A 23,118-nucleotide genomic window follows, 5' to 3' on the forward strand; every position below is an offset into this window, starting at 1 on the left:
GCGCTGCATCTAATAAGAGAGGCAAAAGATGAAAATCACCAAACTGACCACCTTCATCGTCCCGCCACGCTGGTGCTTCCTCAAGATCGAAACCGACGAAGGCGTGACCGGTTGGGGCGAGCCCGTGGTCGAGGGCCGCGCCCACACGGTTGCGGCTGCCGTCGAGGAATTGTCCGACTACCTGATCGGCAAAGACCCACGCAACATCGAAGATATCTGGACCGTGCTGTACCGCGGCGGCTTCTACCGCGGCGGCGCGATCCACATGAGCGCTCTGGCCGGTATTGACCAGGCGTTGTGGGACATCAAGGGCAAAGCCTTGGGCGTCTCGGTCAGTGACTTGCTGGGCGGACAGGTGCGCGACAAGATCCGCGTGTATTCGTGGATCGGCGGCGACCGCCCGGCAGACACCGCGCGTGCAGCGAAAGAAGCGGTCGAGCGCGGTTTCACTGCGGTGAAAATGAACGGCACTGAAGAGCTGCAATTCCTCGACTCCTTCGAGAAAGTCGATCTGGCCCTGGCCAACGTCGCCGCCGTGCGTGACGCGGTCGGCCCGAACGTCGGCATCGGCGTCGACTTCCATGGCCGGGTCCACAAACCCATGGCCAAGGTGCTGATGAAGGAACTTGATCCGTACAAATTGATGTTCATCGAAGAGCCGGTGCTCAGCGAAAACTACGAAGCGTTGAAGGAACTGGCGCCGCTGACCAGCACCCCGATTGCCCTCGGTGAGCGGTTGTTCTCCCGTTGGGATTTCAAACGGGTGCTCAGCGAAGGCTACGTCGACATCATTCAGCCCGATGCGTCCCACGCCGGTGGCATCACCGAAACCCGCAAGATCGCCAACATGGCCGAAGCCTACGATGTGGCGCTGGCGCTGCATTGCCCATTGGGCCCGATCGCGCTCGCGGCGTGCCTGCAACTGGACGCGGTTTGCTACAACGCATTCATCCAGGAACAGAGCCTGGGCATCCACTACAACGAGAGCAACGACCTGCTGGATTACGTCAAGGATCCGCGGGTGTTCGATTACGACAAAGGCTTCGTGAAAATCCCGAATGGCCCAGGCCTGGGGATTGAGATTAACGAGGAATACGTCATCGAACGCGCGGCAGTCGGCCACCGCTGGCGCAACCCGATCTGGCGCCATGCCGATGGCAGTTTTGCGGAGTGGTGAGTTCGCTCTGACTCAACACAAATCCAATGTGGGAGCGGGCTTGCTCGCGAATGCGGTGTGTCATTCAGCATCGATTTCGACTGACAAACCGCATTCGCGAGCAAGCCCGCTCCCACAGGGTTTCAGCGCCAGTCTTTAGATCGCCTTCAATAAACATAAGAAGAGGCACACCCCATGCAACCGCAAACCCTCACCGGGCAGGCGACGTTGGTGACGCCCAGTCGCAAGCGTTTTTTCATTATGGTGCTGCTGTTTATCACGGTGGTGATCAACTACCTGGACCGCAGCAACCTGTCGATTGCCGCCCCGGCGCTGACCAGCGAACTGGGCATCGACCCGATCCATGTCGGGCTGATTTTCTCGGCGTTCGGTTGGACTTATGCGGCCATGCAGATCCCCGGCGGCTGGCTGGTGGATCGCGTCCCACCACGAATTCTCTACAGTGTTGCACTGCTGCTATGGTCGCTGGCCACGGTGATGCTCGGCTTTGCCGCCAGCTTCATCGCGTTGTTCGTCCTGCGCATGGCGGTGGGTGCGCTGGAAGCCCCGGCGTATCCGATCAACAGCCGTGTAGTTACCACCTGGTTCCCTGAACGCGAACGCGCCACGGCCATTGGTTTCTACACCTCCGGGCAGTTTGTCGGGCTGGCGTTTCTCACGCCGGTACTGGCCTGGCTGCAACACCAATACGGCTGGCACATGGTGTTCGTCAGCACCGGTATCGTCGGCATTATTTGGGCGGTGATCTGGTACGCGGTATATCGCGAGCCTCGGGATTTCAAGGGCGCCAACGACGCTGAAATCGACCTGATCCGCGAGGGCGGCGGGCTGGTGGATATCCAGGCCGAGCAAGCCAAAGTCAAAGCCAAATTCAGTTGGATCGACCTCGGGATTGTCCTGAGCAAACGCAAACTCTGGGGCATTTACCTCGGCCAGTTCTGCCTCAACTCGACGTTGTGGTTCTTTCTGACATGGTTCCCGACCTACCTGGTGAAATATCGCGGCATGGACTTCATCAAGTCTGGCTTGCTGGCGTCGCTGCCGTTTCTCGCGGCGTTTGTCGGCGTGCTGTGTTCCGGGTTCTTTTCGGACTTCTTGATCCGTCGTGGTTACACCGTCGGTTTCGCCCGCAAGCTGCCGATCATTGGCGGCCTGCTGATTTCCACCTCGATCATCGGCGCCAACTTCGTCGAGTCGACGCCGCTGGTGATTGCCTTCCTCGCGTTGGCGTTCTTTGGTAACGGCCTCGCGTCGATCACCTGGTCGCTGGTCTCGACCCTGGCCCCGGCGCGGTTGCTCGGGCTGACCGGCGGGGTGTTCAATTTCATTGGCAACCTGTCGGCGATTACCACGCCGATTGTCATCGGTTTCCTCGCCAGCGGTGATTCGTTTGCCCCGGCGATTACCTACATCGCGGTTCTCGCATTGATTGGTGCGCTTTCCTACGTGTTGCTGGTCGGCAAGGTCGAACGTATCAAGTTGTAGTCGCAGCCGTCGGGCGACCATAATGCCGCCCGTTCACTCGCTCAACGGTAAAGGCTGGATATGCAGGAAGACGCCCCAAAAATCGCCAAGGACGCCGCGCCGACCGGCACCCAGACACTGCTTCGTGGTTTGGGTGTGGTTCAGGCCGTGGCCAGTGGCGCCCGCGATCTCAAGGAAATCGCCCGACTGATCGGCACCACGCGTAGCACCACCCATCGTCTGGCCAGTTGCCTGGTGGACGAGCGTTACCTGCGTGTGGTCCCGCAAGTCGGTTATTTGCTGGGGCCGAAGCTGATCGAGCTGGGTTTCCAGGCGCGCGAAGAGTTGCCATTGGTGACCTTGGCCGGGCCGTATCTGGATGAGTTGTCGGCATTGACCGGCGACACCGTTCACTTGGCGATTCGTGAAGGCGATGAGGTGCTGTACCTGCATAAGAATCCGGGGCGCAACGGCCCGGAAATGCGTTCGCGGGTTGGCCATCGTATGCCGTTGGCGCGCACCGGGATCGGCAAGGCGCTGATGCTCGATGACACGCAGGAAGACTGGAAACGGCTGTACGAAGTCAGCCTGCCGGCGGGTGGGAAAAGTCAGTTCTGGCCGCAGCACCCGGAGCAGTCCTGGGAGCAATTTCAGCAGCGCATGGTTGAATATGTGGCGGGCGGTTACGCGTTCGATCTGGAAGACAACGAACCGTCGATCCGCTGCGTGGCAGCGCCGATCCGTGATGCCAGCAAGCGCATCGTTGCTGGCATCAGCATCGCCAGTACGGTGCCGTACATGCCGCTGGAAAAAATGGCCGAGCTGATTCCCCTGATCAAAGGGGTCACGGCTCGGCTCTCGGCGGAGCTCGGCGCTAAAGTCTGATCAGACCTTGAGCGTCGCCATGTCGATCACGAAGCGGTACTTCACGTCACCGGCAATCATGCGGGTGAACGCTTCGTTGATCTGATGGATGTTGAGCATCTCGATGTCGCAGGTGATGTTGTGCTCGGCGCAGAAATCCAGCACTTCCTGGGTTTCTGCGACGCCACCGATCAGCGAGCCGGCCAGCACTCGACGACCCAACACCAGTTTGGCTGCATGCACCGGCGGATCGACCGGTTCGATCAAGCCCACCAGAATGTGCACACCGTCGAAACGGAGTGTATCGAGGTAGGGATTGAGGTCGTGCTGCACCAGAATGGTGTCCAGCAGGAAGTTGAAATGGCCGGCCGCAGCTTTCATCTGCTCAGCATCGGTGGACACAATCACGTGGTCCGCGCCCTGACGGCGAGCTTCTTCAGCCTTGCTCGCCGAGCGGGTGAACAACGTCACTTCAGCGCCCATGGCCTTGGCGAACTTGATGCCCATGTGGCCGAGGCCGCCCATGCCGAGAATCCCGACCTTGTCGCCTGCCTTCACGCCGTAGTGCTTGAGCGGCGAGTAAGTGGTGATACCGGCGCAGAGAATCGGCGCGGCACTGGCCAGGTCGAGTTTTTCCGGAATGCGCACCACGAAGTGCTCGCTGACCACGATGCTGTCGGAGTAGCCGCCCATGGTGTTGCTGCCATCGACCCGGTCCGGGGTAGCGTAAGTCATGGTCGGGCCTTCGAGGCAGTATTGCTCGAGGTTGGATTGGCAGGCTTCGCAGCTGCGGCAGGAATCGACCATGCAACCGACGCCGACCAGATCGCCGATTTTGTGCTTGGTCACGTTCGTACCGATGGCGGTAACTTTACCCACGATCTCGTGGCCAGGCATCAGCGGGTAAACGGCAATGCCCCATTCGTTGCGTGCCTGGTGGATGTCGGAGTGGCAGACGCCGCAGTAGAGAATCTCGATCGCCACGTCGTCGGCCCGAGGGCTGCGGCGTTCAAATTTCACGGGGGCGAGGGGAGTGGTGGCCGACTGGGCGGCGTATCCGATAGCGGTGTACATGAGGAACCTCGCAAAAGCGGTGACAGGTGAGGTGGGCCATTCTGGGCGTGGTGCCTGAGGGCGGCCATGGCGATTCCTCCGGGTGTCATGCCTAATCCTCCGGCATGTGCCTCGGATTGGTCGCATTGGTCCTCAGACCTGCGATGATGTTTTCATCCCGATTTCTGCAACTTTTTCTGTGATGAACTTCCCATGTTGTTGACCCGTCATCTCGATGCCAATGCCACGTTGGTTTCACTGCTCCAACCTCTGACCAATCGCGACGGTTTCGCCCCGACGGCGTTGCCGGGTGTGCAGGTGTTGCGCGCCAGTTGCGATGTGGCCCGTGGTCCGCAGATCTATGAGCCGAGCCTGGTCATCATCGTTCAGGGCAGCAAACTGGCGTATTTGGGGGCTCGTACGCTGGAATATGGCGCCGGGCATTATCTGATTCAGGCGCTGCCGGTGCCGTTCGAGTGCGAAACCTTTGCCGCGCCGGAGGGGCCGATGCTGGGGATTTCCATCGCCATCGACCGGGTACTGCTTGGCGAATTGGTGTTGGCCATGGGGCTGGTGTCGGGGCGTAACATTCCTGCGCAGACACTGGAGTCCATGACCTCGACGGTGCTCGATGATGGCATGCGCGGTTGCGTGGAGCGGTTGTTGCGCTGTCTGCACGATCCGCTGGAATGCCAGATCATGGGCCAGGCGCGTTTGCGGGAATTGTTGTTCGTCGCATTGCGTGGTCCGCAGGCTGATGTATTGCGCGCGCTGGTGGAGCAACAGGGGCAGTTCGCGCGGATTGCGGCTTCACTCAACCATCTGCACGGGCATTTCACCGAGCCTTTGAATGTCGAGACCCTGGCCAGTTGCGCGAACATGAGTGCGTCGACCTTTCATGAGCATTTCAAGCGCAGCACGTTGTTGTCGCCAGTGCAGTATTTGAAGCGCTTGCGGTTGCTCAAGGCGCAGCAGTTGTTGATGTCGGAAGGGTTGGGCGTGGCGCAGGTCGCGCACCGGGTGGGGTATCAGAGTACGTCGCAGTTCAGTCGCGAGTACAAGCGCTACTTTGAGCGTAATCCTGGGGATGAGCGCGCTGCTTGAGTTGACGTTGATTCCCTGTGGGAGCGAGCTTGCTCGCGATGGCGGTGGGTCAGCTTGCATTGATGTTGAATGATAAGTTGCTATCGCGAGCAAGCTCGCTCCCACAGGGGGCTTGTGTTGTTGCTTGAATCGTGGGCAACAAAAAGGCCCCCATTTCGGGAGCCTTGATGTTCAAGCGTTCGGCTTACATGTTCGGGTAAGTCGGGCCGCCAGAGCCTTCCGGTGCCACCCAGGTGATGTTCTGCGAAGGGTCCTTGATGTCGCAGGTCTTGCAGTGAACGCAGTTCTGGGCGTTGATCTGGAAGCGCTTCTCGCCGTCTTCCTTGGTCACCACTTCGTACACGCCGGCCGGGCAATAACGCTGGGCGGGCTCATCGTACAGCGGCAGGTTTTTGCTGATCGGGATGCTCGGGTCGGTCAGCTTCAGGTGGCACGGTTGCTCTTCTTCGTGGTTGGTACCGGAGATGAACACCGAGCTGAGTTTGTCGAAGCTGATCTTGCCGTCCGGTTTCGGGTAGTCGATCTTCTTGCAGTCCGCCGCGAGCTTCAGGCAAGCGTAATCCGGCTTGGTGTCGTGCAAGGTGAACGGCAGTTTGCCGCCGAAGATGTTCTGGTCGAGCCAGTTGAAACCGCCACCAACGATAGCGCCGAACTTGTGGATCGCCGGGCCGAAGTTGCGGCTGGCGAAAAGTTCATCGTAGAGCCAGCTCTTCTTGAAGGCGTCGACGTAGGTGGTCAGCTCTTCGGTGCCGTCCTTGTCAGCGAACAACGCCTCGGCCACCGATTCAGCGGCGAGCATGCCGGACTTCATCGCGGTGTGGCTGCCTTTGATCTTGGCGAAGTTCAGGGTGCCGAGGTCGCAACCGATCAGCGCGCCGCCCTTGAAGACCATTTTCGGCAGCGAGTTCAGGCCGCCCTTGGCGATCGCGCGAGCGCCGTAGCTGATGCGTTTGCCGCCTTCCAGATACTGCTTGAGCACCGGGTGATGCTTGAGGCGCTGGAATTCATCGAATGGCGACAAGTAAGTGTTGCTGTAGGAAAGATCGACGATCAGACCGACCACCACCTGGTTGTTTTCCAGGTGATAGAGGAACGAGCCCCCGGTGTTCTCGGTGCCCATGATGTCCAGCGGCCAACCGGCGGTGTGCACCACCAGGCCTGGCTGATGCTTGGCCGGGTCGATTTCCCAGATTTCTTTCAGGCCAATGCCGTAGTGCTGGGCGTCGGCTTCGCTGTCGAGGTTGAAGCGCTTGATCAGTTGCTTGCCGATGTGGCCACGGCAACCTTCGGCGAACAGCGTGTACTTGCCACGCAGTTCCATGCCTGGGGTGTACAGGCCTTCTTTCGGATGGCCTTCGCGGTCAACGCCCAGATCACCGGTGATGATCCCGCGGACTACGCCGTTCTCGTCGAACAGCGCTTCCTGAGCGGCGAAGCCTGGGTAGATTTCTACGCCCAGGTTCTCGGCTTGCTGGGCCAGCCAGCGGCACAGGTTGCCCAGGGAGATAATGTAGTTGCCTTCGTTGTGCATGGTCTTGGGCACAAGGAGGTCTGGAATTTTTTGCGCGCTGTCGGCGTTCTTGAGAACGAAGATGTCATCGCGGGTGACCGGCGTGTTCAGCGGGGCGCCGAGTTCTTTCCAGTCCGGGAACAATTCGTTCAGGGCGCGGGGTTCGAACACCGCACCGGACAGGATGTGAGCACCGACTTCGGAGCCTTTTTCGACCACGCAGACGCTGATTTCCTTACCGGCTTCGGCGGCTTTCTGCTTCAAGCGGCAAGCGGCGGAAAGACCCGCGGGGCCGGCACCGACGATGACCACGTCGAATTCCATGTATTCGCGTTCCACAGGTTATCTCCTACTCAAGGCTCAACAGTTTTTTTTCTAATATGGAGGTTTGGTGTCGCATCCATGAACCCCAGCGCAATGCCGGAAGTGGACAATCGATGAACCACCTTTCTCTCTAGGTGGCGCATTATATCTACACCACTCCTAGCGTCCAATACAAACGTTTGTTTGAATCGGCTCCAGGCCAGAGAAATCAAAGTAACTCGGCTTATGACTGGCCATTTTGCCGTATTGACCGGAATAGGCGTTCCGGTCAAGATACGGGCGGTTTTGCGCTCGCCGTAGGCTGACTGTTGGTTTCAAGAGCACCTCTAAAGACAGGGCGATGGCAGTACAAGGTGATGCGCAGCGAAGATTCGGCGCGCAGTTTACACGCCGCGGTAATGAATGACTCGTCAGTCACCACTGACGAACGGTCGTCATCTACTGCGAACAGTGTCACCCCGTTCAGATGCCAGCGTTTTTAGAGGTGCCCTTGCGCCCACGAGCATCAACCGCCAGGTTCGCCTAGGCGACTTTCTTTTCACCGGAGAGTAACGAGGAATCCATGAAGGTTCTTGTAGCTGTCAAACGCGTTGTGGATTACAACGTCAAGGTTCGCGTCAAGGCGGACAATTCCGGCGTCGACCTCGCCAACGTGAAGATGTCGATGAACCCGTTCTGCGAAATCGCAGTGGAAGAAGCCGTACGCCTGAAAGAGAAAGGTGTTGCGACTGAAATCGTCGTCGTCTCGATCGGCCCGTCCACCGCCCAAGAGCAACTGCGCACCGCGCTGGCTCTGGGTGCCGACCGCGCCATCCTCGTCGAATCCGCTGAAGATCTGACGTCCCTGGCCGTTGCCAAACTGTTGAAAGCTGTTGTCGACAAGGAACAGCCTCAGCTGGTGATCCTCGGCAAACAAGCCATCGACAGCGACAACAATCAGACTGGCCAGATGCTCGCTGCATTGAGCGGCTACGGTCAGGGCACGTTCGCGTCCAAAGTCGAAGTGTCCGGCGACAGCGTTGCCGTGACCCGTGAAGTCGACGGCGGCGCGCAGACCGTTTCCCTGAAACTGCCGGCCATCGTCACCACCGACCTGCGTTTGAACGAGCCGCGCTACGCGTCCCTGCCAAACATCATGAAAGCCAAGAAGAAGCCTCTCGAAGTGCTGACTCCTGACGCTTTGGGCGTTTCCACCGCCTCCACCAACAAGACCGTGAAAGTCGAAGCGCCGGCTGCACGCAGCGCGGGTATCAAGGTCAAGTCGGTGGCTGAACTGGTCGAGAAACTGAAAAACGAAGCGAAGGTAATCTAATCATGACTATCTTGGTAATCGCAGAACACGACAACAAGGTAGTGGCCCCGGCCACCCTGAACACCGTGGCTGCCGCTGCGAAAATCGGTGGCGACATCCACGTATTGGTCGCTGGCCAGAACGTTGGCGCCGTGGCTGAAGCCGCCGCGAAAATCGCAGGCGTGGCTAAAGTGCTGGTGGCCGACAACGCCGCCTACGCTCACCAACTGCCGGAAAACGTCGCTCCTCTGGTTGCAGAGTTGGGCGCTGGTTACAGCCACATCCTGGCTGCCGCGACTTCCAACGGTAAAAACATCCTCCCGCGCGTTGCCGCTCAGCTGGACGTTGACCAGATCTCCGAGATCATCTCGGTCGAAAGCGCTGACACCTTCAAGCGCCCGATCTATGCCGGTAACGCCATCGCTACCGTTCAATCGAACGCTGCGGTCAAAGTGATCACCGTGCGTGCCACCGGTTTCGACCCGGTTGCCGCTGAAGGTGGTTCGGCTTCGGTTGAAGCGGTTGCTGCTGCTCACGACGCTGGCACTTCCAGCTTCGTTGGCGAAGAACTGGCCAAGTCCGATCGTCCGGAACTGACCGCTGCCAAAATCGTCGTTTCCGGCGGCCGCGGCATGCAGAACGGCGACAACTTCAAACACCTGTACGCCCTGGCCGACAAGCTGGGCGCGGCAGTCGGCGCTTCCCGCGCTGCGGTCGACGCAGGTTTCGTACCCAACGACATGCAGGTCGGTCAGACCGGCAAGATCGTTGCTCCACAGCTGTACATCGCGGTCGGTATCTCCGGCGCGATCCAGCACCTGGCCGGCATGAAAGACTCCAAAGTGATCGTTGCGATCAACAAGGACGAAGAAGCGCCGATCTTCCAGGTGGCCGATTACGGCCTGGTGGCAGACCTGTTCGAAGCAATCCCTGAGTTCGAGAAACTGGTCTAATCCAGTCGCTTGACTTATAAAGAGCCCGACCTTTTGGTCGGGCTTTTTTTTGTTCCGAATTTGAGTGGGAGAGTTTTGCCATGGATCTGCGCCGCCTATGTGGCTGGTCATTGCTGATGGGATTGGCGGTTTTTCCAGGGCTAACTGTCGCCGCGGGCAAGTGTGAGCGCCTGGTGGTCACCGGCAGCCCGGATGCGCCGCCTTATCTGTGGCAAGACCTGCAAAACCCCAAACATCTGATCGGTGCCAGTGCTGACTTGTTGCAGCAAGTGGCGGGGGAGTTGGGCATCAAGGTCGAAATGCTCTACGCCGGCAAACGCTCCCAGGCTCTGGACGAAGTGCGCAGCGGACGCATGGACATGCTGGCGGACGCACCGTTGACGTTCAATGAGCTGGAAAATCTCGATTACATCTACCCGCCGCTGCTGGAAAACGACTATCTGGTCTGGACTCGCAAAGGCTCGACCTTGACCTACAGCGAGGCGAAAGACCTGCACGGACATCCCGGCGCCGTGTCGGAAAAGGCTCGATTGACCCAGGAATTCGGCACTTTCGCCGAGCAGCAATTAACCCTCAGCCGTACTCCAAACCTGACCCAGGCCTTTCAGAAATTGCTGTTGGGGGAGGTGGAATATGTACTCGCCGGGCGCTACGCGGGCATGGCCGCCGCGCAGGCATTGGGCATGGTCAATGACCTGCAGGCATTCCCGCAGCCGGTCGACAAACCTGGCCTGTTCCTCGCGGTTTCCCATAACTCCGCCTGCAACGATCCTTGGTTGCGCGGACAGCTGGCCAAAAAGATGACAGAATTGCCCGCGTCCGGACTGACGGAAGCCGTGCTGCAACGCAATATCGAGCGCTGGAAGGCGCAACAACAGCAACTGCAGCCACAACCCGCCAGTACCCCAAAACAGTAGGGATTTTTAGTGAGTATTCGACCTCTTTTCGCTGCCCTGGCCGTTCTGGCTCTGGCGGGTTGTGCAGCCGATCCGGCGCCGAATGAACAAATACGCCTGACCGCGCAGGCACTCGAACAAGCCAAAGCCGTTGGCGCCACTGTTGATGATGTGCCAGAACTGAAACTGGCCGAAGACAAGTTCAACCGTGCCAAGGGCAACATGACCGACCAGTCCTACAGGAATGCGCGCATGCGGGCCGAACAAGCCGAGCTGGACGCGCGTCTGGCCGAAGCCAAGGTCCTGACCCTCAAGAGCCAGGAGCAGTTGGACGTACTCAATACCCGCATCGCTCGTCTGCGCAAGCAACTGGGAGATGCCCAATGAGCCTCAAGACCAAAGCAATCGGTGGTTTGATCCTGGCAGGCTGCGCCAGCCTGTATGGCTGCGCCGGTCAGCACAGCGACGTCGCGTTGCAGCAGGCTGGTACGGACTTCCAGAAGGTCAAGGAAGATTCCAACGTGCTGCGAATCGCGCCCAAGGACGTTATCCGCGCCGGCGAGTCCCTGGCTCGGGCCGATCGCCTGTCCACCTACTGGGGTAGCGGTTACGACGTGGTGCATTACGCGTATCTGAGCCAGCGCTACAGCGAAATTGCCCGCGAACACACCAATCAGGTGCTCAACGAGGAGCAAGCCGCGAAGCTCGAACTGGAGCGTCAGCGCCTGCAACTGGCCCTGCGCGAATCCAAGTTGCTCAGCGTGCAGCAGCAGGGCAAGTGGCTGGAAGAACAGATCGTGGCGCTGGCCACCACCCAGACTGATCGCGGGCTGGTGATGACCTTGGGCGACGTATTGTTTGACACCGGCGAAGCAGAGTTGAAGAACTCGGCGAACCGTGTGGTGCTGAAGATCGTTCAGTTCCTGCAGCTCAATCCCAAGCGCGTGGTGCGGATCGAGGGCTACACCGACAGCACCGGCGGCAAGCAGGACAATCTCAAGCTGTCCCGCGACCGTGCGCAATCGGTGGCAGACGTGCTGATGGACCTGGGCATCGAAGACAAACGCATTCAGGTCGAAGGCTACGGCGATGAATACCCGGTAGACGTGAACGCCACTGAGCGCGGTCGCGCGCAGAACCGTCGGGTGGAAATTGTGTTCTCCGACGAAAAAGGCCAGCTCGGCGCCGCCCGATAAGGGCTGCGTCACTGGAAAACCCGGCCTGCCAGTCAGCGCCGGGTTTTTTTGCGCCTGCCAATTGCTTCGCAAAGCAGTACAGATTTTGCTGACACCGCACTGTACGGTCGACTATTGTGGCAACTGTCCCAGTACACTTCTAAACTGTTCCGGTATTGTTTCACACAAGAATAAAATGCCCGTGAAATCGAGTGCTGCGTCATGACCAATCTTTTGCTCTACCAACGTATTGCTCAGCAACTGGCCGAGGACATCCGCCGTGGTGTCTACCAACCGGGGGAGCGCGTGCCTTCGGTGCGCAAGATGAGCTCGCAGCTCAATGTCAGCCATGCAACGGTATTGCAGGCTTACGCCAACCTCGAAGACCAGGGCCTGATCCGCGCCCGGCCGCAGTCCGGTTATTACGTGCACCAGACCCCGGCCCTGACCGCGCCGACACCCGACATTGCCAGGGTCGAACGGCCTGGGCTGGTTACCCGCAGCAGCATCATTCAGCAAGTACTGGTTGAATCCCGTCGCGAGGGCGTCTTCCCTCTGGGCGCTGCCGTGCCGAGCGTCGACTATTTGCCGGTGCGGGCGCTGCATCAGCAGTTGGCCAAGGTCACCCGATTTCATAGTCCGCGGGCGTTCAGCTACATGTTCAGCCCAGGTTTCGAACCGTTGCGCCGTCAGGTCGCGATCCGCATGCGCGATGCTGGCGTGGTGGTCGATCCGTCTGAAGTGGTGATCACCCACGGTTGCGTCGATGCCTTGCAGATGTCGCTTCGGGTCCTGACCCGGCCGGGCGACCTGATCGCCGCCGAGTCACCGACCTATTACGGACTGCTGCAACTGGCCGACTTGCTCGGTCTAAAAGTCATCGAAATTCCCAGCGATCCCGCCACCGGCATGAGCCTGGAAGCCTTGCAACTGGCCGCGAACCAGTGGTCGATCAAGGCCTTGGTGCTGACCACCCGCCTGAGCAATCCGCTGGGCGGCACCATGCCTGAAGAGCGCCAGAAGCAATTGCTGCGCCTGGCCTCGGATTTCGACATCCAGATCGTCGAAGACGATATCTATGGCGAATTGATGTTCGAGCAGGGCCGTACCAAAGCGCTCAAGGCTTACGACCGTTTGGATCGGGTGATCTATTGCTCAAGCTTCTCCAAAACCCTGTCGCCGGGCGTGCGGATCGGCTGGATGATTGCCGGCAAGTACCAGCAGGAGATCCAGCGTTTGCAAACGTTCAGCACCCATTCGGCGTGCAGCGTCACGCAGATGGGCATCGCGGCGTACCTGGAAAACGGTGGCTACGACCGGCATTTGCGCTATATCCGTCAGGAGTATCGCAAAAACCTCAGCGCTTTCCAGTTGGCGGTACAGCAGTATTTCCCTGAGGGTACGCAGATGAGTCGGCCAACGGGTGGCTTTATTCTGTGGGTCAGCCTGCCGGGACGGGTCAACACTCAGGAGTTGCATGTGCGCGCACTGCAGCAGGGCATCAGTATTGCGCCGGGGCTGATTTTCAGTAATACGGAGCAGTTCAATCACTGCATTCGCCTGAACTGTGGCACACCCTGGAACCGCGAGGCCGAGCGGGCATTGATGACGCTTGGCATGCTGGCGACCCAACTCTGCCAGGAGACGGCCAGCGGTTTTTGATTCCGCGGGCAGGACATCCACTGCCCGCGCTTGTCATGTCGCTTCCAACAAGCGAGCATATGGCCCTCTGCCGTTAGCGCCGTTGGGTCCATGAAACCGATTTTTACTGCCGTCGGGCTGTCGATTTGCCTGTTGATGACTGTGTTACCGGAAGGTGTCATGGCGGCTGCTCAGGAAAACCCGGCCACCAACACCACCCAGACAACGACGAAGAAGCCGGTTGCGGCCAAAAAAGCGGCTCCGGTCCAAAAGAAAGCCACGCCGATAAAGAAACGTCCGCCGATTGCTTCCAAGTCCAAGCCGGCCAGCGAAGTGGTGAAAACCCAACTGCCTCCCGTCAGTCTCGACTTGAGCTTGCCTCAGCACATGGTTGAACAGCTCAAACCCTCCGGTACCGTGGCATTGCCCAAACACGACGGGGTACTGCCGCAAATGTTCGGCGACAAGACCAGTCAGTTCCAACTCAATGGTCGTCTGATCAGCAACGAAATGCAGCTGCAACTACGTAACGAAGAGCGGCGTGACGTTGAAGGTGCGGCGCTGGAGTTCGAGTTCAAGCAGTAAATCATGCCCATCTGTAAGCCGCAGGCCAGACACTTCGTCGGAGACTGCTCAGTCACGTTCGCTTGAGCGAAAAAACCCCGGTCCAAGTAATTTTAAACAGTCGTTTTAGCGGTTACTCTGTGCCACGTCCCTTTTACATATTGCCCGTCGCGAGGTGCTTGTCGTCATGAAATGCCGTGAAGGCTGTGGCGCTTGTTGTATTGCCCCTTCCATCAGTTCAGCGATTCCCGGCATGCCCAATGGCAAAGCCGCCGGAGAACGTTGCATACAACTGTCTGTCGAAAACTTGTGCAATATTTTCGGCCAGGCAGAGCGCCCGGCAGTCTGTTCGGCCTTTGAAGCCGATGCCGAGGTCTGCGGAAACAGCAGTGAAGAAGCCATCCGGTTGATTGGCTGGTGGGAGCAAATGACGGCCGCGTGATGTGTCAAAGAACGGAACTTCAACAATAAGGAATAAGACTATGGGTTCGCTGCATCGTATTGCTGTGCTGTGTGGTTTGACGGTTCTGCTGGCCACCTCGGCTGCTCAGGCCGACGATTGGAAAGTCGCCAAAAACGAAGACGGCATCAAGGTTTCCCTGAGTGAAGTGGCCGGTTCCGATTACAAGGCCTATCAGGGCGTCACCCTGATGAAGACCAGCATCGCCAAACTGCGTGCGCTCCAGGAAGACGTGGCGGGAGCCTGCACCTGGATTCACGAATGCAAAGCCCAGAAGTTGCTGAAGCACGAAGGCGACCAGAGCTGGACCTATACCCAGTTCAACACCCCATGGCCAGTGACCGCGCGTGATTCGGTGTTGCACGTCACCACCATCGAAGGTGCCGATGGCAGCCTGACCCGCAAGCTCGAAGGCGTGCCGAAGTACATTCCTGAGGAAAAAGGCTTTGTGCGGGTCACCAAGGTCGACGGCTTCTGGAAGTTCGTGCCCAAGGGTGATCAGGTCGAAGTGACCTATCAGGTGCACACCGAGCCAGGTGGCAGTGTGCCGTCGATGATCGCTAACAAGTTCGTGGTCGATGCCCCGTTTAATACCTTGAAAGCCCTGAAAGAACGCGCCGAGAAGTAACAGCGCCGCGCTTGTGAGAACGCCCCGACTTAGTTCGGGGCGTTTTTGTTTGGGGGTTGAGCCGATATCAGCCGGTTGTGCGCAATCCAATGTGGGAGCGGGCTTGGCTGAGAGGTATCAGTGCAGCGGCTTTATTGTGTTTCCAGATATGCGTTGCACGAAATTTTCACAAAGTCTCCAAGACAATCCGACCTCGCCACTTTCCCCACGACTTAGCCTCAATGCCCGTGTTCCAGAGCGCTACAGCACAGAGTTGGACGCCTCGAACAGTAATCAATGGCAATGACGCGACTGATCGTGCAACATTTGCGCACCCGCGCAAGCCCCGGGGCCAGGTACTGGCCAACAGAGGGCAGGGCGCAGCTATATTTTTGAAACTTAAACTTCCAATGGGTCCTAAAACGACATGGCAAACCCGGACGCCCTGAATCAGCAGCGAGCTTCTAGTCGCTTGCTGCAACCGACCGTCAAATCGCATCTGGCCTACACGCTACTGTGCGCCCTGGTCATGATGGTCATGTTCAGCCTGCTGCGCGTCGCGCTGCTGGTTTACAACCGCTCGATGATCCTCGATACGCCAGCCGCGACCTTCCTTGAGGCTTTTGCCAACGGTCTGCGTTTCGACCTGCGCATCGTGGTCTATCTCATTATTCCATTGCTGTTGGCGCTGTTCAGTGCCCGGGCCATGGCGGCTCGCGGGCTCTTCCGTTTCTGGCTGACCGTGACCTCCAGCATCGCGCTGTTCCTCGGCCTGATGGAAATGGACTTCTACCGCGAGTTCCACCAGCGCCTCAACGGCCTGGTCTTCCAGTATGTGAAAGAAGACCCGAAAACCGTGATGAGCATGCTCTGGTACGGTTTTCCGGTGGTTCGCTACCTGCTGGCCTGGGCCGTGGGTACCGTGATCCTGACCCTGGCGTTCAAGGGCGCCGACCGCGCGACCCGTCCTCGTGGTCCGTTCAGCGGTGGCAGCATCGGCACGCGCCAGGTTGCGCCGTGGTATGCGCGCATCGCAGTGTTCGTGGTTTGCCTTGTGATCTGCGTGGTCGCCGCCCGTGGCACCCTGCGCCAAGGCCCGCCGTTGCGCTGGGGTGACGTGTACACCACCGATTCCAACTTCGCCAACCAGTTGGGCCTTAACGGCACCTTGCAACTGATTGCTGCTGCCAAGAGCCGGATGTCGGACGAGCGCAGCAATATCTGGAAAGCCACGCTGGATCAGCCATTGGCCCAGCAGACCGTGCGTGACATGTTGCTGACCCCGAGCGATAAACTGGTCGATCCCGACATCGCCGCGGTACGCCGTAACTACACGCCGGACACCACCAAGACCCTGCCGATCAAGAACGTCGTCGTGATCCTGATGGAAAGCTTCGCCGGTCACTCGGTGGGCGCGCTGGGTCGTCCGGGCAACATCACGCCAGCCTTCGACAAACTGTCCAAGGAAGGCCTGCTGTTCGACCGCTTCTTCTCCAACGGCACCCATACCCACCAGGGTATGTTCGCCACCATGGCCTGCTTCCCGAACCTGCCGGGTTTCGAATACCTGATGCAAACCCCGGAAGGCAGCCACAAGTTGTCCGGCCTGCCGCAATTGCTCAGCGCCCGTGACTACGACGACGTGTACGTCTACAACGGTGACTTTGCCTGGGACAATCAGTCGGGCTTCTTCAGCAACCAGGGCATGACCAACTTCATCGGACGCAACGACTTCGTTAACCCGGTGTTCTCCGACCCGACGTGGGGCGTGTCCGACCAGGACATGTTCAACCGCGGCCTGGAAGAACTGAAGGCACGTGATGGCAAGGACAAAAAACCGTTCTATGCCTTGCTGCAAACCCTGTCCAACCACACGCCGTACGCCTTGCCGACGCCATTGCCGGTAGAGCGTGTGACCGATCGTGGCAGCCTGAACGAACACTTGACCGCCATGCGCTACTCCGACTGGGCGCTGGGTCAGTTCTTCGAGAAGGCGCGTAAAGAGCCTTACTTCAAAGAAACCCTGTTCGTGGTTGTCGGCGACCATGGTTTCGGCGACGAGCAACAGATCACCGAAATGGACCTGGGCCGCTTCAACGTGCCGATGCTGATGATCGCACCTGGCATCCAGGAAAAATTCGGTCAGCGTGACCACACCGTGGGCACCCAGATCGACATCGTGCCGACCATCATGGGCCGTGTCGGTGGTGATGTGGTTCATCAATGCTGGGGTCGTGACCTGCTGAACCTGCCGGAAGGCGACAAGGGTTTCGGCGTGATCAAGCCTTCGGGCAGTGATCAGACCGTGGCATTGCTGACCGCGGACCGCGTGCTGGTATTGCCTAAAGAGATGCCGCCAAAGCTTTATCACTACGAATTGGGCGCTGACCCGAAAGGCGAAGTGATTCCAGAGTCGAGTGATGAGGCGGCCCTCAAGCTGAAACTCGAGGCGTTCCTGCAAACCGCGACCAAGAGCCTGCTGGATAATACGGCCGGTGTGGTGAACGGCAAGCCGGACTAACCGGTGACCCAATAAAAAGAGGCCCTTTAAGGGCCTCTTTTTTTGCCTGTTTAAAACTTTATATCTTGCCAAGCAAGAGCAGAATCAACAGCACCACCAACACCACGCCGAGGATGCCTGACGGGCCGTACCCCCAACTTCTGGAGTGCGGGAAGACTGGCAAACCACCGATCACCAAGAGGATCAGAATTACGATAAGAATTGTGCCCATGACGATTTCCTTACTGGAAGTGTTCTGGATTGACCGAATGTTTTAACTATCAGCCGGAATGCGATAAATCCGAACTGCTTACAAAATCCGACCGGTGCGTGCGAAAGATAATTCAAAGTTTTTTAATGTTTTTTAGAAAGCAGGCTTATTTCGTTTATGCAGTCTCGCTAGTTGGTTAGTTGAACCGCGTTATCGTTCTTCGCGAAGGCCGCGACTCGATCCAAAGACGCGCGCCGGTTTGCCCGGACCATTCAGCAATCTGATGGAGCGTGGGTCGGGCAATATCCTTCGCTACACTCGGGGCATCTTCCCCAGAACAACAAGGCTGTTTGCTATGCAAAATCGCATGATGATCACTGGCGCGGGCTCTGGCCTGGGTCGCGAAATCGCGCTGCGCTGGGCCCGCGAAGGCTGGCAACTGGCCTTGTCGGATGTGAGCGAATCCGGCCTGCAAGAAACCCTGAAGCTGGTTCGCGAAGCGGGCGGCGACGGTTTTACCCAGCGTTGCGATGTGCGCGATTACAGCCAACTGACCGCGTTCGCCCAGGCTTGCGAAGAGAAACTGGGTGGCATCGACATCATCGTCAACAACGCCGGCGTGGCCTCGGGCGGGTTCTTCAGCGAATTGTCCCTGGAAGACTGGGACTGGCAGATCGCAATCAACCTGATGGGCGTGGTCAAGGGGTGCAAGGCCTTCCTGCCACTGCTGGAAATAAGCAAAGGCAAGATCATCAACATCGCGTCGATGGCAGCCCTGATGCAAGGCCCGGCCATGAGCAACTACAACGTGGCCAAGGCCGGAGTGGTGGCATTGTCCGAGAGCCTGCTGATCGAACTGGCGCAGCAGGAAGTCGGCGTCCATGTGGTTTGCCCGTCGTTCTTCCAGACCAACCTGCTGGATTCTTTCCGCGGCCCGACGCCGGCCATGAAAGCCCAGGTCGGCAAGTTGCTGGAGAGTTCGCCGATCACTGCCACTGACATTGCCGACTACATCTACACCCAGGTGGCCGCCGGCGAGTTCATGATCCTGCCCCACGAGCAGGGCCGCATGGCCTGGGCGATCAAGCAGAAGAACCCGCAACTGCTCTACAACGAAATGACCGTCATGGCCGACAAAATGCGCGCCAAGGCCAAACAAACCGCCAGCTGATCTTGCCCGCAGCCAGCACCGCCGTTAGGGTGGCCGCCATCGGCCATCCTCACGAGACGTCTGCATGCTCAATTACTTGTGGTTTTTCCTCGCCGCGCTGTTCGAAATCGCCGGTTGCTTCGCGTTCTGGATGTGGTTGCGCCAAGGCAAGAGTGCCTTGTGGGTCGTCCCGGCATTGCTGAGCCTGACCTTGTTCGCCCTGCTGCTGACTCGAGTGGAAGCAACCTACGCCGGCCGCGCCTATGCCGCCTACGGTGGCATCTACATCATTGCGTCCATTGGCTGGCTGGCGGTGGTCGAGCGAGTGCGTCCGCTGGGCTCGGACTGGATCGGCGTGGCGCTGTGCGTGATCGGTGCGAGTGTCATTCTGTTCGGCCCGCGCTTCTCCGCATCCTGAAGGAACGGTCCTTCATCCAGACGGTTTGCATGAAGCGTCTGTCGGGGGATTCGTCCTGTGCCGTAGGGCGGGACTGATTTGCGGCTGTCACATTGAAGCGCCGACGCACGCGGGGCATCTTCAGGGGCCAGTAACCCTGAAGGACGAATGCCATGCTTGTACTCAGTCGAGTTGTAGGCGAGTTGATTTCCATTGGTGACAACATTTCCGTGCGCATTCTGGCCGTCAATGGCGGCAGCGTACGCTTCGGCGTCGAAGCGCCGCAAAACGTCAACGTGCATCGGGCCGAGGTCTACGAACGCATCCAGACCAAACTGGCGAAAAGCAAAGGTCGTTAAGGATCAGTCGAACAGGTGCTTGGGCACATCGTGCTTGAGCATCAACTGGCACTGCTCGCTTTCCGGGTCGAAAACGATCAGCGCCTGGCCCTTGGTCAGTGCCTGGCGAACTCGCAGCACCCGGGTTTCCAGCGGTGTGTCATCACCGTTGTCCGTGCCGTCGCGGGTCACGAAATCCTCGATCAGGCGGGTCAGGGTGTCGACTTCAAGTTGGTCATAGGGGATCAGCATGGGCACCTCGGCGAAAACAATGGCGCGATGCTACGGCGAATGATGGATTGCGGCTAGCTTTGGTGTCCTGAGGTGTCTGATCTGACGCCTTCGCGGGCAAGCCTCGCGAAGGCGATTTTTCCATCAGCACAAGGCCAGGTTCAGCTATCGCTACGCTGCCCCACCAAACTGTCCACCGACGGCACCCGCGTATCGCTTTCCATCTGCGTGTCATGTTCGATCTGATGACTGAACCGGTCCAGCGAACCCTTGGCCGGTTGCGCATCGCTGGCAAACACGGGCGGGCTGAGGATGTATGCGCCGAGCAGACGACTCAGCGCCGCCAGACTGTCGATGTGAGTCCGCTCATAGCCGTGAGTCGCATCGCAGCCAAACGCCAGCAACGCCGTGCGAATGTCATGCCCGGCGGTCACCGCCGAATGGGCATCGCTGAAGTAGTAACGGAACAGGTCACGGCGCACTGGCAATTCGTTGTCACTGGCCAGGCGCAGCAGGTGCCGCGACAGGTGATAGTCATACGGTCCGCCGGAATCCTGCATCGCCACGCTCACCGCGTGTTCGCTGGAATGCTGGCCGGGTGCGACCGGCGCGATGTCGATGCCGACGAATTCGCTGACATCCCACGGTAACGCTGCCGCCGCGCCACTGCCGGTTTCCTCGGTGATGGTGAACAGCGGATGGCAGTCGATCATCAACTCTTCGCCGCTGTCGACAATCGCTTTCATCGCGGCCAACAGGGCCGCAACCCCGGCCTTGTCGTCGAGATGGCGAGCGCTGATGTGGCCGCTTTCGGTGAATTCCGGCAACGGGTCGAACGCCACGAAATCGCCGACGCTAATGCCTAGAGAGTCGCAATCGGCGCGAGTGGCGCAGTAGGCGTCCAGCCGTAATTCGATGTGGTCCCAACTGATCGGCATTTCATCCACTGCGGTATTGAACGCATGCCCGGAAGCCATCAAGGGCAACACGCTGCCACGGATCACGCCATTGTCGGTAAACAGGCTGACTCGGCTGCCCTCGGCAAAACGGCTGGACCAGCAGCCGACCGGTGCCAGGGTCAGGCGCCCGTTGTCCTTCACCGCCCGAACGGCTGCGCCGATGGTGTCCAGGTGAGCGGATACCGCGCGGTCCGGGCTGTTCTTCTTGCCCTTGAGGGTGGCGCGGATAGTACCGCGCCGGGTCATTTCGAACGGAATGCCCAGCTCTTCGAGCCGCTCGGCGACGTAACGCACGATGGTGTCGGTGAACCCGGTCGGGCTGGGAATAGCGAGCATTTCCAGCAGGACCTTTTGCAGGTAGTTGAGATCCGGTTCGGGAATTTTGCTGGTCATGGAAACTCCTGATGAGTAACGAACATCGATGGTTTCGATGAAGGGAAAAACAATTGTTGCCTGGGCTGACGCCTTCGCGAGCAAGCCAGTCCAGGCGCTACATCGCTAGGAAACCGCCGGCTGACTGTGCGGAAACAACAAATCCACAAACCGCTCCGCCGTCGGCTGCGGTTCATGATTGGCCAGGCCGGCGCGCTCGTTGGCTTCGATAAACACATACTCCGGCTGGTCGGCGGCCGGCACCATCAGGTCGAGTCCGACCATCGGGATATCCAGCGCCCGCGCCGCACGCACGGCGGCATCCACCAGTGTCGGGTGAAGGATCGCGGTGACATCCTCAAGCACGCCGCCGGTATGAAGATTCGCTGTACGCCGTACGAACAGATGCTCTCCGGCCGGCAGAATGCTGCTGTAGTCGTAACCCGCCGCGTGCAGGGTGCGCTGGGTTTCGTGGTCCTGCGGGATCTTGCTTTCACCGCCGGTGGCCGCCTGACGTCGACGGCTTTGGGCTTCGATCAGCGCACCGATTGAATGCTGCCCATCGCCAACCACTTCCGCCGGACGCCGAATCGCTGCGGCGACCACCTCAAAGCCAATCACTACAATTCGCAGGTCCAGACCTTCGTGGAAGCTTTCCAGCAACACCCGAGTGTCGAACTGGCGCGCCGCGTCGATGGCTTGCTGGACCTCTTCGATCGTCTGCAAATCCACCGCCACACCCTGGCCCTGTTCACCGTCCAGCGGCTTGACCACCACCCGTTGGTGCTCGTCGAGAAACGCCAGGTTGTCGTCGGCATTACCGGCCAGTTGCTGGGAGGGCAGGGTTAGACCGGCCGCTTTCAACACCTTGTGGGTCAGGCTTTTGTCCTGGCACAGGCTCATGCTGATGGCGCTGGTCAGGTCGCTCAGGGATTCGCGGCAACGCACCCGGCGCCCGCCATGACTGAGGGTAAACATCCCGGCGTCAGCGTCGTCGACCTGTACATCAATGCCGCGACGGTGAGCTTCTTCGACGATGATCCGCGCATAAGGATTGAATTCAGCCTCAGGCCCCGGCCCAAGGAACAACGGCTGATTAATGCCGTTCTTGCGCTTGATGGCGAAGGTCGACAAGTTGCGAAAACCGAGCTTGGCGTAAAGACTTTTCGCTTGGTGGTTGTCGTGCAACACGGACAGGTCCAGGTAGCTGAGCCCACGGCTCATGAAGTGCTCGATCAAATGCCGCACCAATACTTCGCCGACGCCGGGCCGCGAGCAGTGTGGGTCAACCGCCAGGCACCAGAGGCTGCTGCCGTTTTCCGGATCGTTGTAGGCCTTATGATGATTGAGGCCCATGACGCTGCCGATGATCACGCCGCTGTCCTCGTCTTCGGCCAGCCAATACACCGGGCCGCCCTGATGACGTGGGGTCAGCAACGACGCGTCGATCGGTAGCATGCCGCGGGCCTGATACAGAACATTGATCGCCTGCCAGTCCGCCTCGCTCTGCGCCCGGCGAATCCGGAAGCCGCGAAACACTCGGGTCGCCTGGCGGTAATCGCTGAACCACAGGCGCAAAGTGTCCGACGGGTCGAGAAACAACTGCGCCGGTTCCAGCCCCAAAACCTGCTGGGGCGCGGCGACATACAGCGCGATGTCGCGCTCGCCGGGCTGCTCGTTGAGCAACTCCTGGGCGATGCTCGCGGCATCGGGAAAGGTATGGCCGATCAGCAGCCGGCCCCAACCGCAATGCACCGCAATCGGTGCCGCGCCGAGTTCACTGCCGTCCTCGGCCAGGCGCGCCTGCAAGCGTTCGTAGGAGGGTGACTGGCCGCGCAACAAGCGTTGGCTGTAAGCCGTGGCGTGGGGTTTCATCA

The 23,118-nt window shown here is 59.2% G+C and carries 23 protein-coding genes; 17 read left to right on the forward strand and 6 right to left on the reverse strand.

Annotation, left to right across the window (positions count from 1 at the left end; all coding sequences use genetic code 11):
• Nucleotides 1–28 precede the first annotated feature (28 nt).
• From dgoD to AC1MEW_RS12035, 3 genes are all read left to right on the forward strand, one after another.
• A complete protein-coding gene (gene dgoD / locus AC1MEW_RS12025) occupies nucleotides 29–1,177 on the forward strand; it encodes a galactonate dehydratase (protein ID WP_090186690.1) in 1,149 nt (382 codons plus the stop codon).
• Nucleotides 1,178–1,351: 174 nt separating this feature from the next.
• Nucleotides 1,352–2,662, forward strand: coding sequence for an MFS transporter (locus tag AC1MEW_RS12030; RefSeq protein ID WP_201205689.1), 1,311 nt, complete (start codon nucleotides 1,352–1,354; stop codon nucleotides 2,660–2,662).
• A 60-nt stretch (nucleotides 2,663–2,722) separates the two neighbouring features.
• Nucleotides 2,723–3,526, forward strand: coding sequence for an IclR family transcriptional regulator (locus AC1MEW_RS12035; RefSeq protein ID WP_201205687.1), 804 nt, complete (start codon nucleotides 2,723–2,725; stop codon nucleotides 3,524–3,526).
• Here the strand turns inward: AC1MEW_RS12035 and AC1MEW_RS12040 are convergent, their stop codons facing one another.
• Nucleotides 3,527–4,579, reverse strand: a complete 1,053-nt coding sequence (locus AC1MEW_RS12040; protein ID WP_480426366.1) for an NAD(P)-dependent alcohol dehydrogenase — start codon at nucleotides 4,577–4,579, stop codon at nucleotides 3,527–3,529. It abuts the gene before it with no gap.
• Nucleotides 4,580–4,771: 192 nt separating this feature from the next.
• On the opposite strand from AC1MEW_RS12040, the gene AC1MEW_RS12045 reads away from it, so the two are divergent.
• A complete protein-coding gene (locus AC1MEW_RS12045) occupies nucleotides 4,772–5,662 on the forward strand; it encodes an AraC family transcriptional regulator (RefSeq protein WP_201256924.1) in 891 nt (296 codons plus the stop codon).
• 184 nt (nucleotides 5,663–5,846) lie between these two features.
• Here AC1MEW_RS12045 and AC1MEW_RS12050 read toward each other — a convergent pair whose 3' ends face one another.
• Nucleotides 5,847–7,511, reverse strand: coding sequence for an electron transfer flavoprotein-ubiquinone oxidoreductase (locus AC1MEW_RS12050; RefSeq protein ID WP_201205681.1), 1,665 nt, complete (start codon nucleotides 7,509–7,511; stop codon nucleotides 5,847–5,849).
• A gap of 547 nt (nucleotides 7,512–8,058) precedes the next feature.
• Between AC1MEW_RS12050 and AC1MEW_RS12055 the strand changes: the two genes are divergently transcribed.
• From AC1MEW_RS12055 to AC1MEW_RS12100, 10 genes are all read left to right on the forward strand, one after another.
• Nucleotides 8,059–8,808, forward strand: coding sequence for an electron transfer flavoprotein subunit beta/FixA family protein (locus AC1MEW_RS12055; RefSeq protein ID WP_449645175.1), 750 nt, complete (start codon nucleotides 8,059–8,061; stop codon nucleotides 8,806–8,808).
• Between the two features lie 2 nt (nucleotides 8,809–8,810).
• Nucleotides 8,811–9,740 (forward strand): electron transfer flavoprotein subunit alpha/FixB family protein, encoded by a 930-nt coding sequence (locus AC1MEW_RS12060; RefSeq protein WP_201205677.1) that lies wholly within the window; start codon nucleotides 8,811–8,813, stop codon nucleotides 9,738–9,740.
• 80 nt (nucleotides 9,741–9,820) lie between these two features.
• On the forward strand, nucleotides 9,821–10,657 hold the full coding sequence (locus AC1MEW_RS12065) for a substrate-binding periplasmic protein (RefSeq protein WP_480426369.1): 837 nt from the start codon (nucleotides 9,821–9,823) through the stop codon (nucleotides 10,655–10,657).
• A gap of 9 nt (nucleotides 10,658–10,666) precedes the next feature.
• A complete protein-coding gene (locus tag AC1MEW_RS12070) occupies nucleotides 10,667–11,023 on the forward strand; it encodes a DUF4398 domain-containing protein (RefSeq protein WP_480426371.1) in 357 nt (118 codons plus the stop codon).
• Nucleotides 11,020–11,832, forward strand: coding sequence for an OmpA family protein (locus tag AC1MEW_RS12075; protein ID WP_201205673.1), 813 nt, complete (start codon nucleotides 11,020–11,022; stop codon nucleotides 11,830–11,832). Before AC1MEW_RS12070 ends, AC1MEW_RS12075 begins: the two co-directional genes overlap by 4 nt.
• A 201-nt stretch (nucleotides 11,833–12,033) precedes the next feature.
• On the forward strand, nucleotides 12,034–13,473 hold the full coding sequence (locus AC1MEW_RS12080; protein ID WP_123510082.1) for an aminotransferase-like domain-containing protein: 1,440 nt from the start codon (nucleotides 12,034–12,036) through the stop codon (nucleotides 13,471–13,473).
• 90 nt (nucleotides 13,474–13,563) lie between these two features.
• The gene (locus AC1MEW_RS12085; RefSeq protein WP_201256923.1) at nucleotides 13,564–14,037 is read left to right on the forward strand and encodes a translation initiation factor 2; all 474 of its coding nucleotides are present in this window, start codon (nucleotides 13,564–13,566) and stop codon (nucleotides 14,035–14,037) included.
• A gap of 166 nt (nucleotides 14,038–14,203) precedes the next feature.
• Nucleotides 14,204–14,458: a YkgJ family cysteine cluster protein gene (locus AC1MEW_RS12090; RefSeq protein ID WP_480426374.1), complete on the forward strand. Its 255-nt coding sequence runs from the start codon at nucleotides 14,204–14,206 to the stop codon at nucleotides 14,456–14,458.
• 40 nt (nucleotides 14,459–14,498) lie between these two features.
• Nucleotides 14,499–15,104 carry an START domain-containing protein gene (locus AC1MEW_RS12095; protein ID WP_480426376.1) on the forward strand — a complete coding sequence of 202 codons (606 nt, stop codon included), beginning with the start codon at nucleotides 14,499–14,501 and terminating at the stop codon, nucleotides 15,102–15,104.
• 406 nt (nucleotides 15,105–15,510) lie between these two features.
• Entirely contained in the window at nucleotides 15,511–17,604 is a 2,094-nt protein-coding gene (locus tag AC1MEW_RS12100) for an LTA synthase family protein (RefSeq protein WP_322269307.1), read from the forward strand.
• A gap of 58 nt (nucleotides 17,605–17,662) precedes the next feature.
• Here AC1MEW_RS12100 and AC1MEW_RS12105 read toward each other — a convergent pair whose 3' ends face one another.
• Nucleotides 17,663–17,821, reverse strand: a complete 159-nt coding sequence (locus AC1MEW_RS12105) for a DUF3309 family protein (RefSeq protein ID WP_201206751.1) — start codon at nucleotides 17,819–17,821, stop codon at nucleotides 17,663–17,665.
• Nucleotides 17,822–18,149: 328 nt separating this feature from the next.
• On the opposite strand from AC1MEW_RS12105, the gene AC1MEW_RS12110 reads away from it, so the two are divergent.
• The 3 genes from AC1MEW_RS12110 to csrA all read left to right on the forward strand — a co-directional run bounded on the left by AC1MEW_RS12110 (nucleotide 18,150) and on the right by csrA (nucleotide 19,700).
• The gene (locus AC1MEW_RS12110; RefSeq protein WP_480426378.1) at nucleotides 18,150–18,965 is read left to right on the forward strand and encodes an SDR family oxidoreductase; all 816 of its coding nucleotides are present in this window, start codon (nucleotides 18,150–18,152) and stop codon (nucleotides 18,963–18,965) included.
• 64 nt (nucleotides 18,966–19,029) lie between these two features.
• The gene (locus AC1MEW_RS12115; protein WP_201205659.1) at nucleotides 19,030–19,362 is read left to right on the forward strand and encodes a YnfA family protein; all 333 of its coding nucleotides are present in this window, start codon (nucleotides 19,030–19,032) and stop codon (nucleotides 19,360–19,362) included.
• A gap of 152 nt (nucleotides 19,363–19,514) precedes the next feature.
• The gene (gene csrA, locus AC1MEW_RS12120) at nucleotides 19,515–19,700 is read left to right on the forward strand and encodes a carbon storage regulator CsrA (protein ID WP_201205657.1); all 186 of its coding nucleotides are present in this window, start codon (nucleotides 19,515–19,517) and stop codon (nucleotides 19,698–19,700) included.
• A 3-nt stretch (nucleotides 19,701–19,703) separates the two neighbouring features.
• Here csrA and AC1MEW_RS12125 read toward each other — a convergent pair whose 3' ends face one another.
• From AC1MEW_RS12125 to ngg, 3 genes are all read right to left on the reverse strand, one after another.
• Entirely contained in the window at nucleotides 19,704–19,931 is a 228-nt protein-coding gene (locus AC1MEW_RS12125) for a YheU family protein (RefSeq protein WP_007945785.1), read from the reverse strand.
• 140 nt (nucleotides 19,932–20,071) lie between these two features.
• Entirely contained in the window at nucleotides 20,072–21,262 is a 1,191-nt protein-coding gene (locus AC1MEW_RS12130; RefSeq protein WP_201205655.1) for an osmoprotectant NAGGN system M42 family peptidase, read from the reverse strand.
• 105 nt (nucleotides 21,263–21,367) lie between these two features.
• Nucleotides 21,368–23,116, reverse strand: coding sequence for an N-acetylglutaminylglutamine synthetase (ngg, locus tag AC1MEW_RS12135; protein WP_201205653.1), 1,749 nt, complete (start codon nucleotides 23,114–23,116; stop codon nucleotides 21,368–21,370).
• Nucleotides 23,117–23,118 lie beyond the last annotated feature (2 nt).

The organism is Pseudomonas sp. ASL4 (assembly GCF_056680395.1).

Excerpts from the sequence above, each read along its gene's own strand:
- AC1MEW_RS12075 (WP_201205673.1), top strand. The coding sequence starts at position 11,020 with ATGAGCCTCAAGACCAAAGCAATCGGTGGTTTGATCCTGGCAGGCTGC.
- AC1MEW_RS12100 (WP_322269307.1), top strand. The coding sequence starts at position 15,511 with ATGGCAAACCCGGACGCCCTGAATCAGCAGCGAGCTTCTAGTCGCTTG.
- AC1MEW_RS12085 (WP_201256923.1), top strand. The coding sequence starts at position 13,564 with ATGAAACCGATTTTTACTGCCGTCGGGCTGTCGATTTGCCTGTTGATG.
- AC1MEW_RS12030 (WP_201205689.1), top strand. The coding sequence starts at position 1,352 with ATGCAACCGCAAACCCTCACCGGGCAGGCGACGTTGGTGACGCCCAGT.
- csrA (WP_201205657.1), top strand. The coding sequence starts at position 19,515 with ATGCTTGTACTCAGTCGAGTTGTAGGCGAGTTGATTTCCATTGGTGAC.
- AC1MEW_RS12040 (WP_480426366.1), bottom strand. The coding sequence starts at position 4,579 with ATGTACACCGCTATCGGATACGCCGCCCAGTCGGCCACCACTCCCCTC.
- AC1MEW_RS12065 (WP_480426369.1), top strand. The coding sequence starts at position 9,821 with ATGGATCTGCGCCGCCTATGTGGCTGGTCATTGCTGATGGGATTGGCG.
- AC1MEW_RS12090 (WP_480426374.1), top strand. The coding sequence starts at position 14,204 with ATGAAATGCCGTGAAGGCTGTGGCGCTTGTTGTATTGCCCCTTCCATC.
- AC1MEW_RS12115 (WP_201205659.1), top strand. The coding sequence starts at position 19,030 with ATGCTCAATTACTTGTGGTTTTTCCTCGCCGCGCTGTTCGAAATCGCC.
- AC1MEW_RS12095 (WP_480426376.1), top strand. The coding sequence starts at position 14,499 with ATGGGTTCGCTGCATCGTATTGCTGTGCTGTGTGGTTTGACGGTTCTG.
- AC1MEW_RS12035 (WP_201205687.1), top strand. The coding sequence starts at position 2,723 with ATGCAGGAAGACGCCCCAAAAATCGCCAAGGACGCCGCGCCGACCGGC.
- AC1MEW_RS12130 (WP_201205655.1), bottom strand. The coding sequence starts at position 21,262 with ATGACCAGCAAAATTCCCGAACCGGATCTCAACTACCTGCAAAAGGTC.
- AC1MEW_RS12055 (WP_449645175.1), top strand. The coding sequence starts at position 8,059 with ATGAAGGTTCTTGTAGCTGTCAAACGCGTTGTGGATTACAACGTCAAG.
- AC1MEW_RS12110 (WP_480426378.1), top strand. The coding sequence starts at position 18,150 with ATGCAAAATCGCATGATGATCACTGGCGCGGGCTCTGGCCTGGGTCGC.
- AC1MEW_RS12125 (WP_007945785.1), bottom strand. The coding sequence starts at position 19,931 with ATGCTGATCCCCTATGACCAACTTGAAGTCGACACCCTGACCCGCCTG.
- dgoD (WP_090186690.1), top strand. The coding sequence starts at position 29 with ATGAAAATCACCAAACTGACCACCTTCATCGTCCCGCCACGCTGGTGC.
- AC1MEW_RS12045 (WP_201256924.1), top strand. The coding sequence starts at position 4,772 with ATGTTGTTGACCCGTCATCTCGATGCCAATGCCACGTTGGTTTCACTG.
- AC1MEW_RS12080 (WP_123510082.1), top strand. The coding sequence starts at position 12,034 with ATGACCAATCTTTTGCTCTACCAACGTATTGCTCAGCAACTGGCCGAG.
- AC1MEW_RS12060 (WP_201205677.1), top strand. The coding sequence starts at position 8,811 with ATGACTATCTTGGTAATCGCAGAACACGACAACAAGGTAGTGGCCCCG.
- ngg (WP_201205653.1), bottom strand. The coding sequence starts at position 23,116 with ATGAAACCCCACGCCACGGCTTACAGCCAACGCTTGTTGCGCGGCCAG.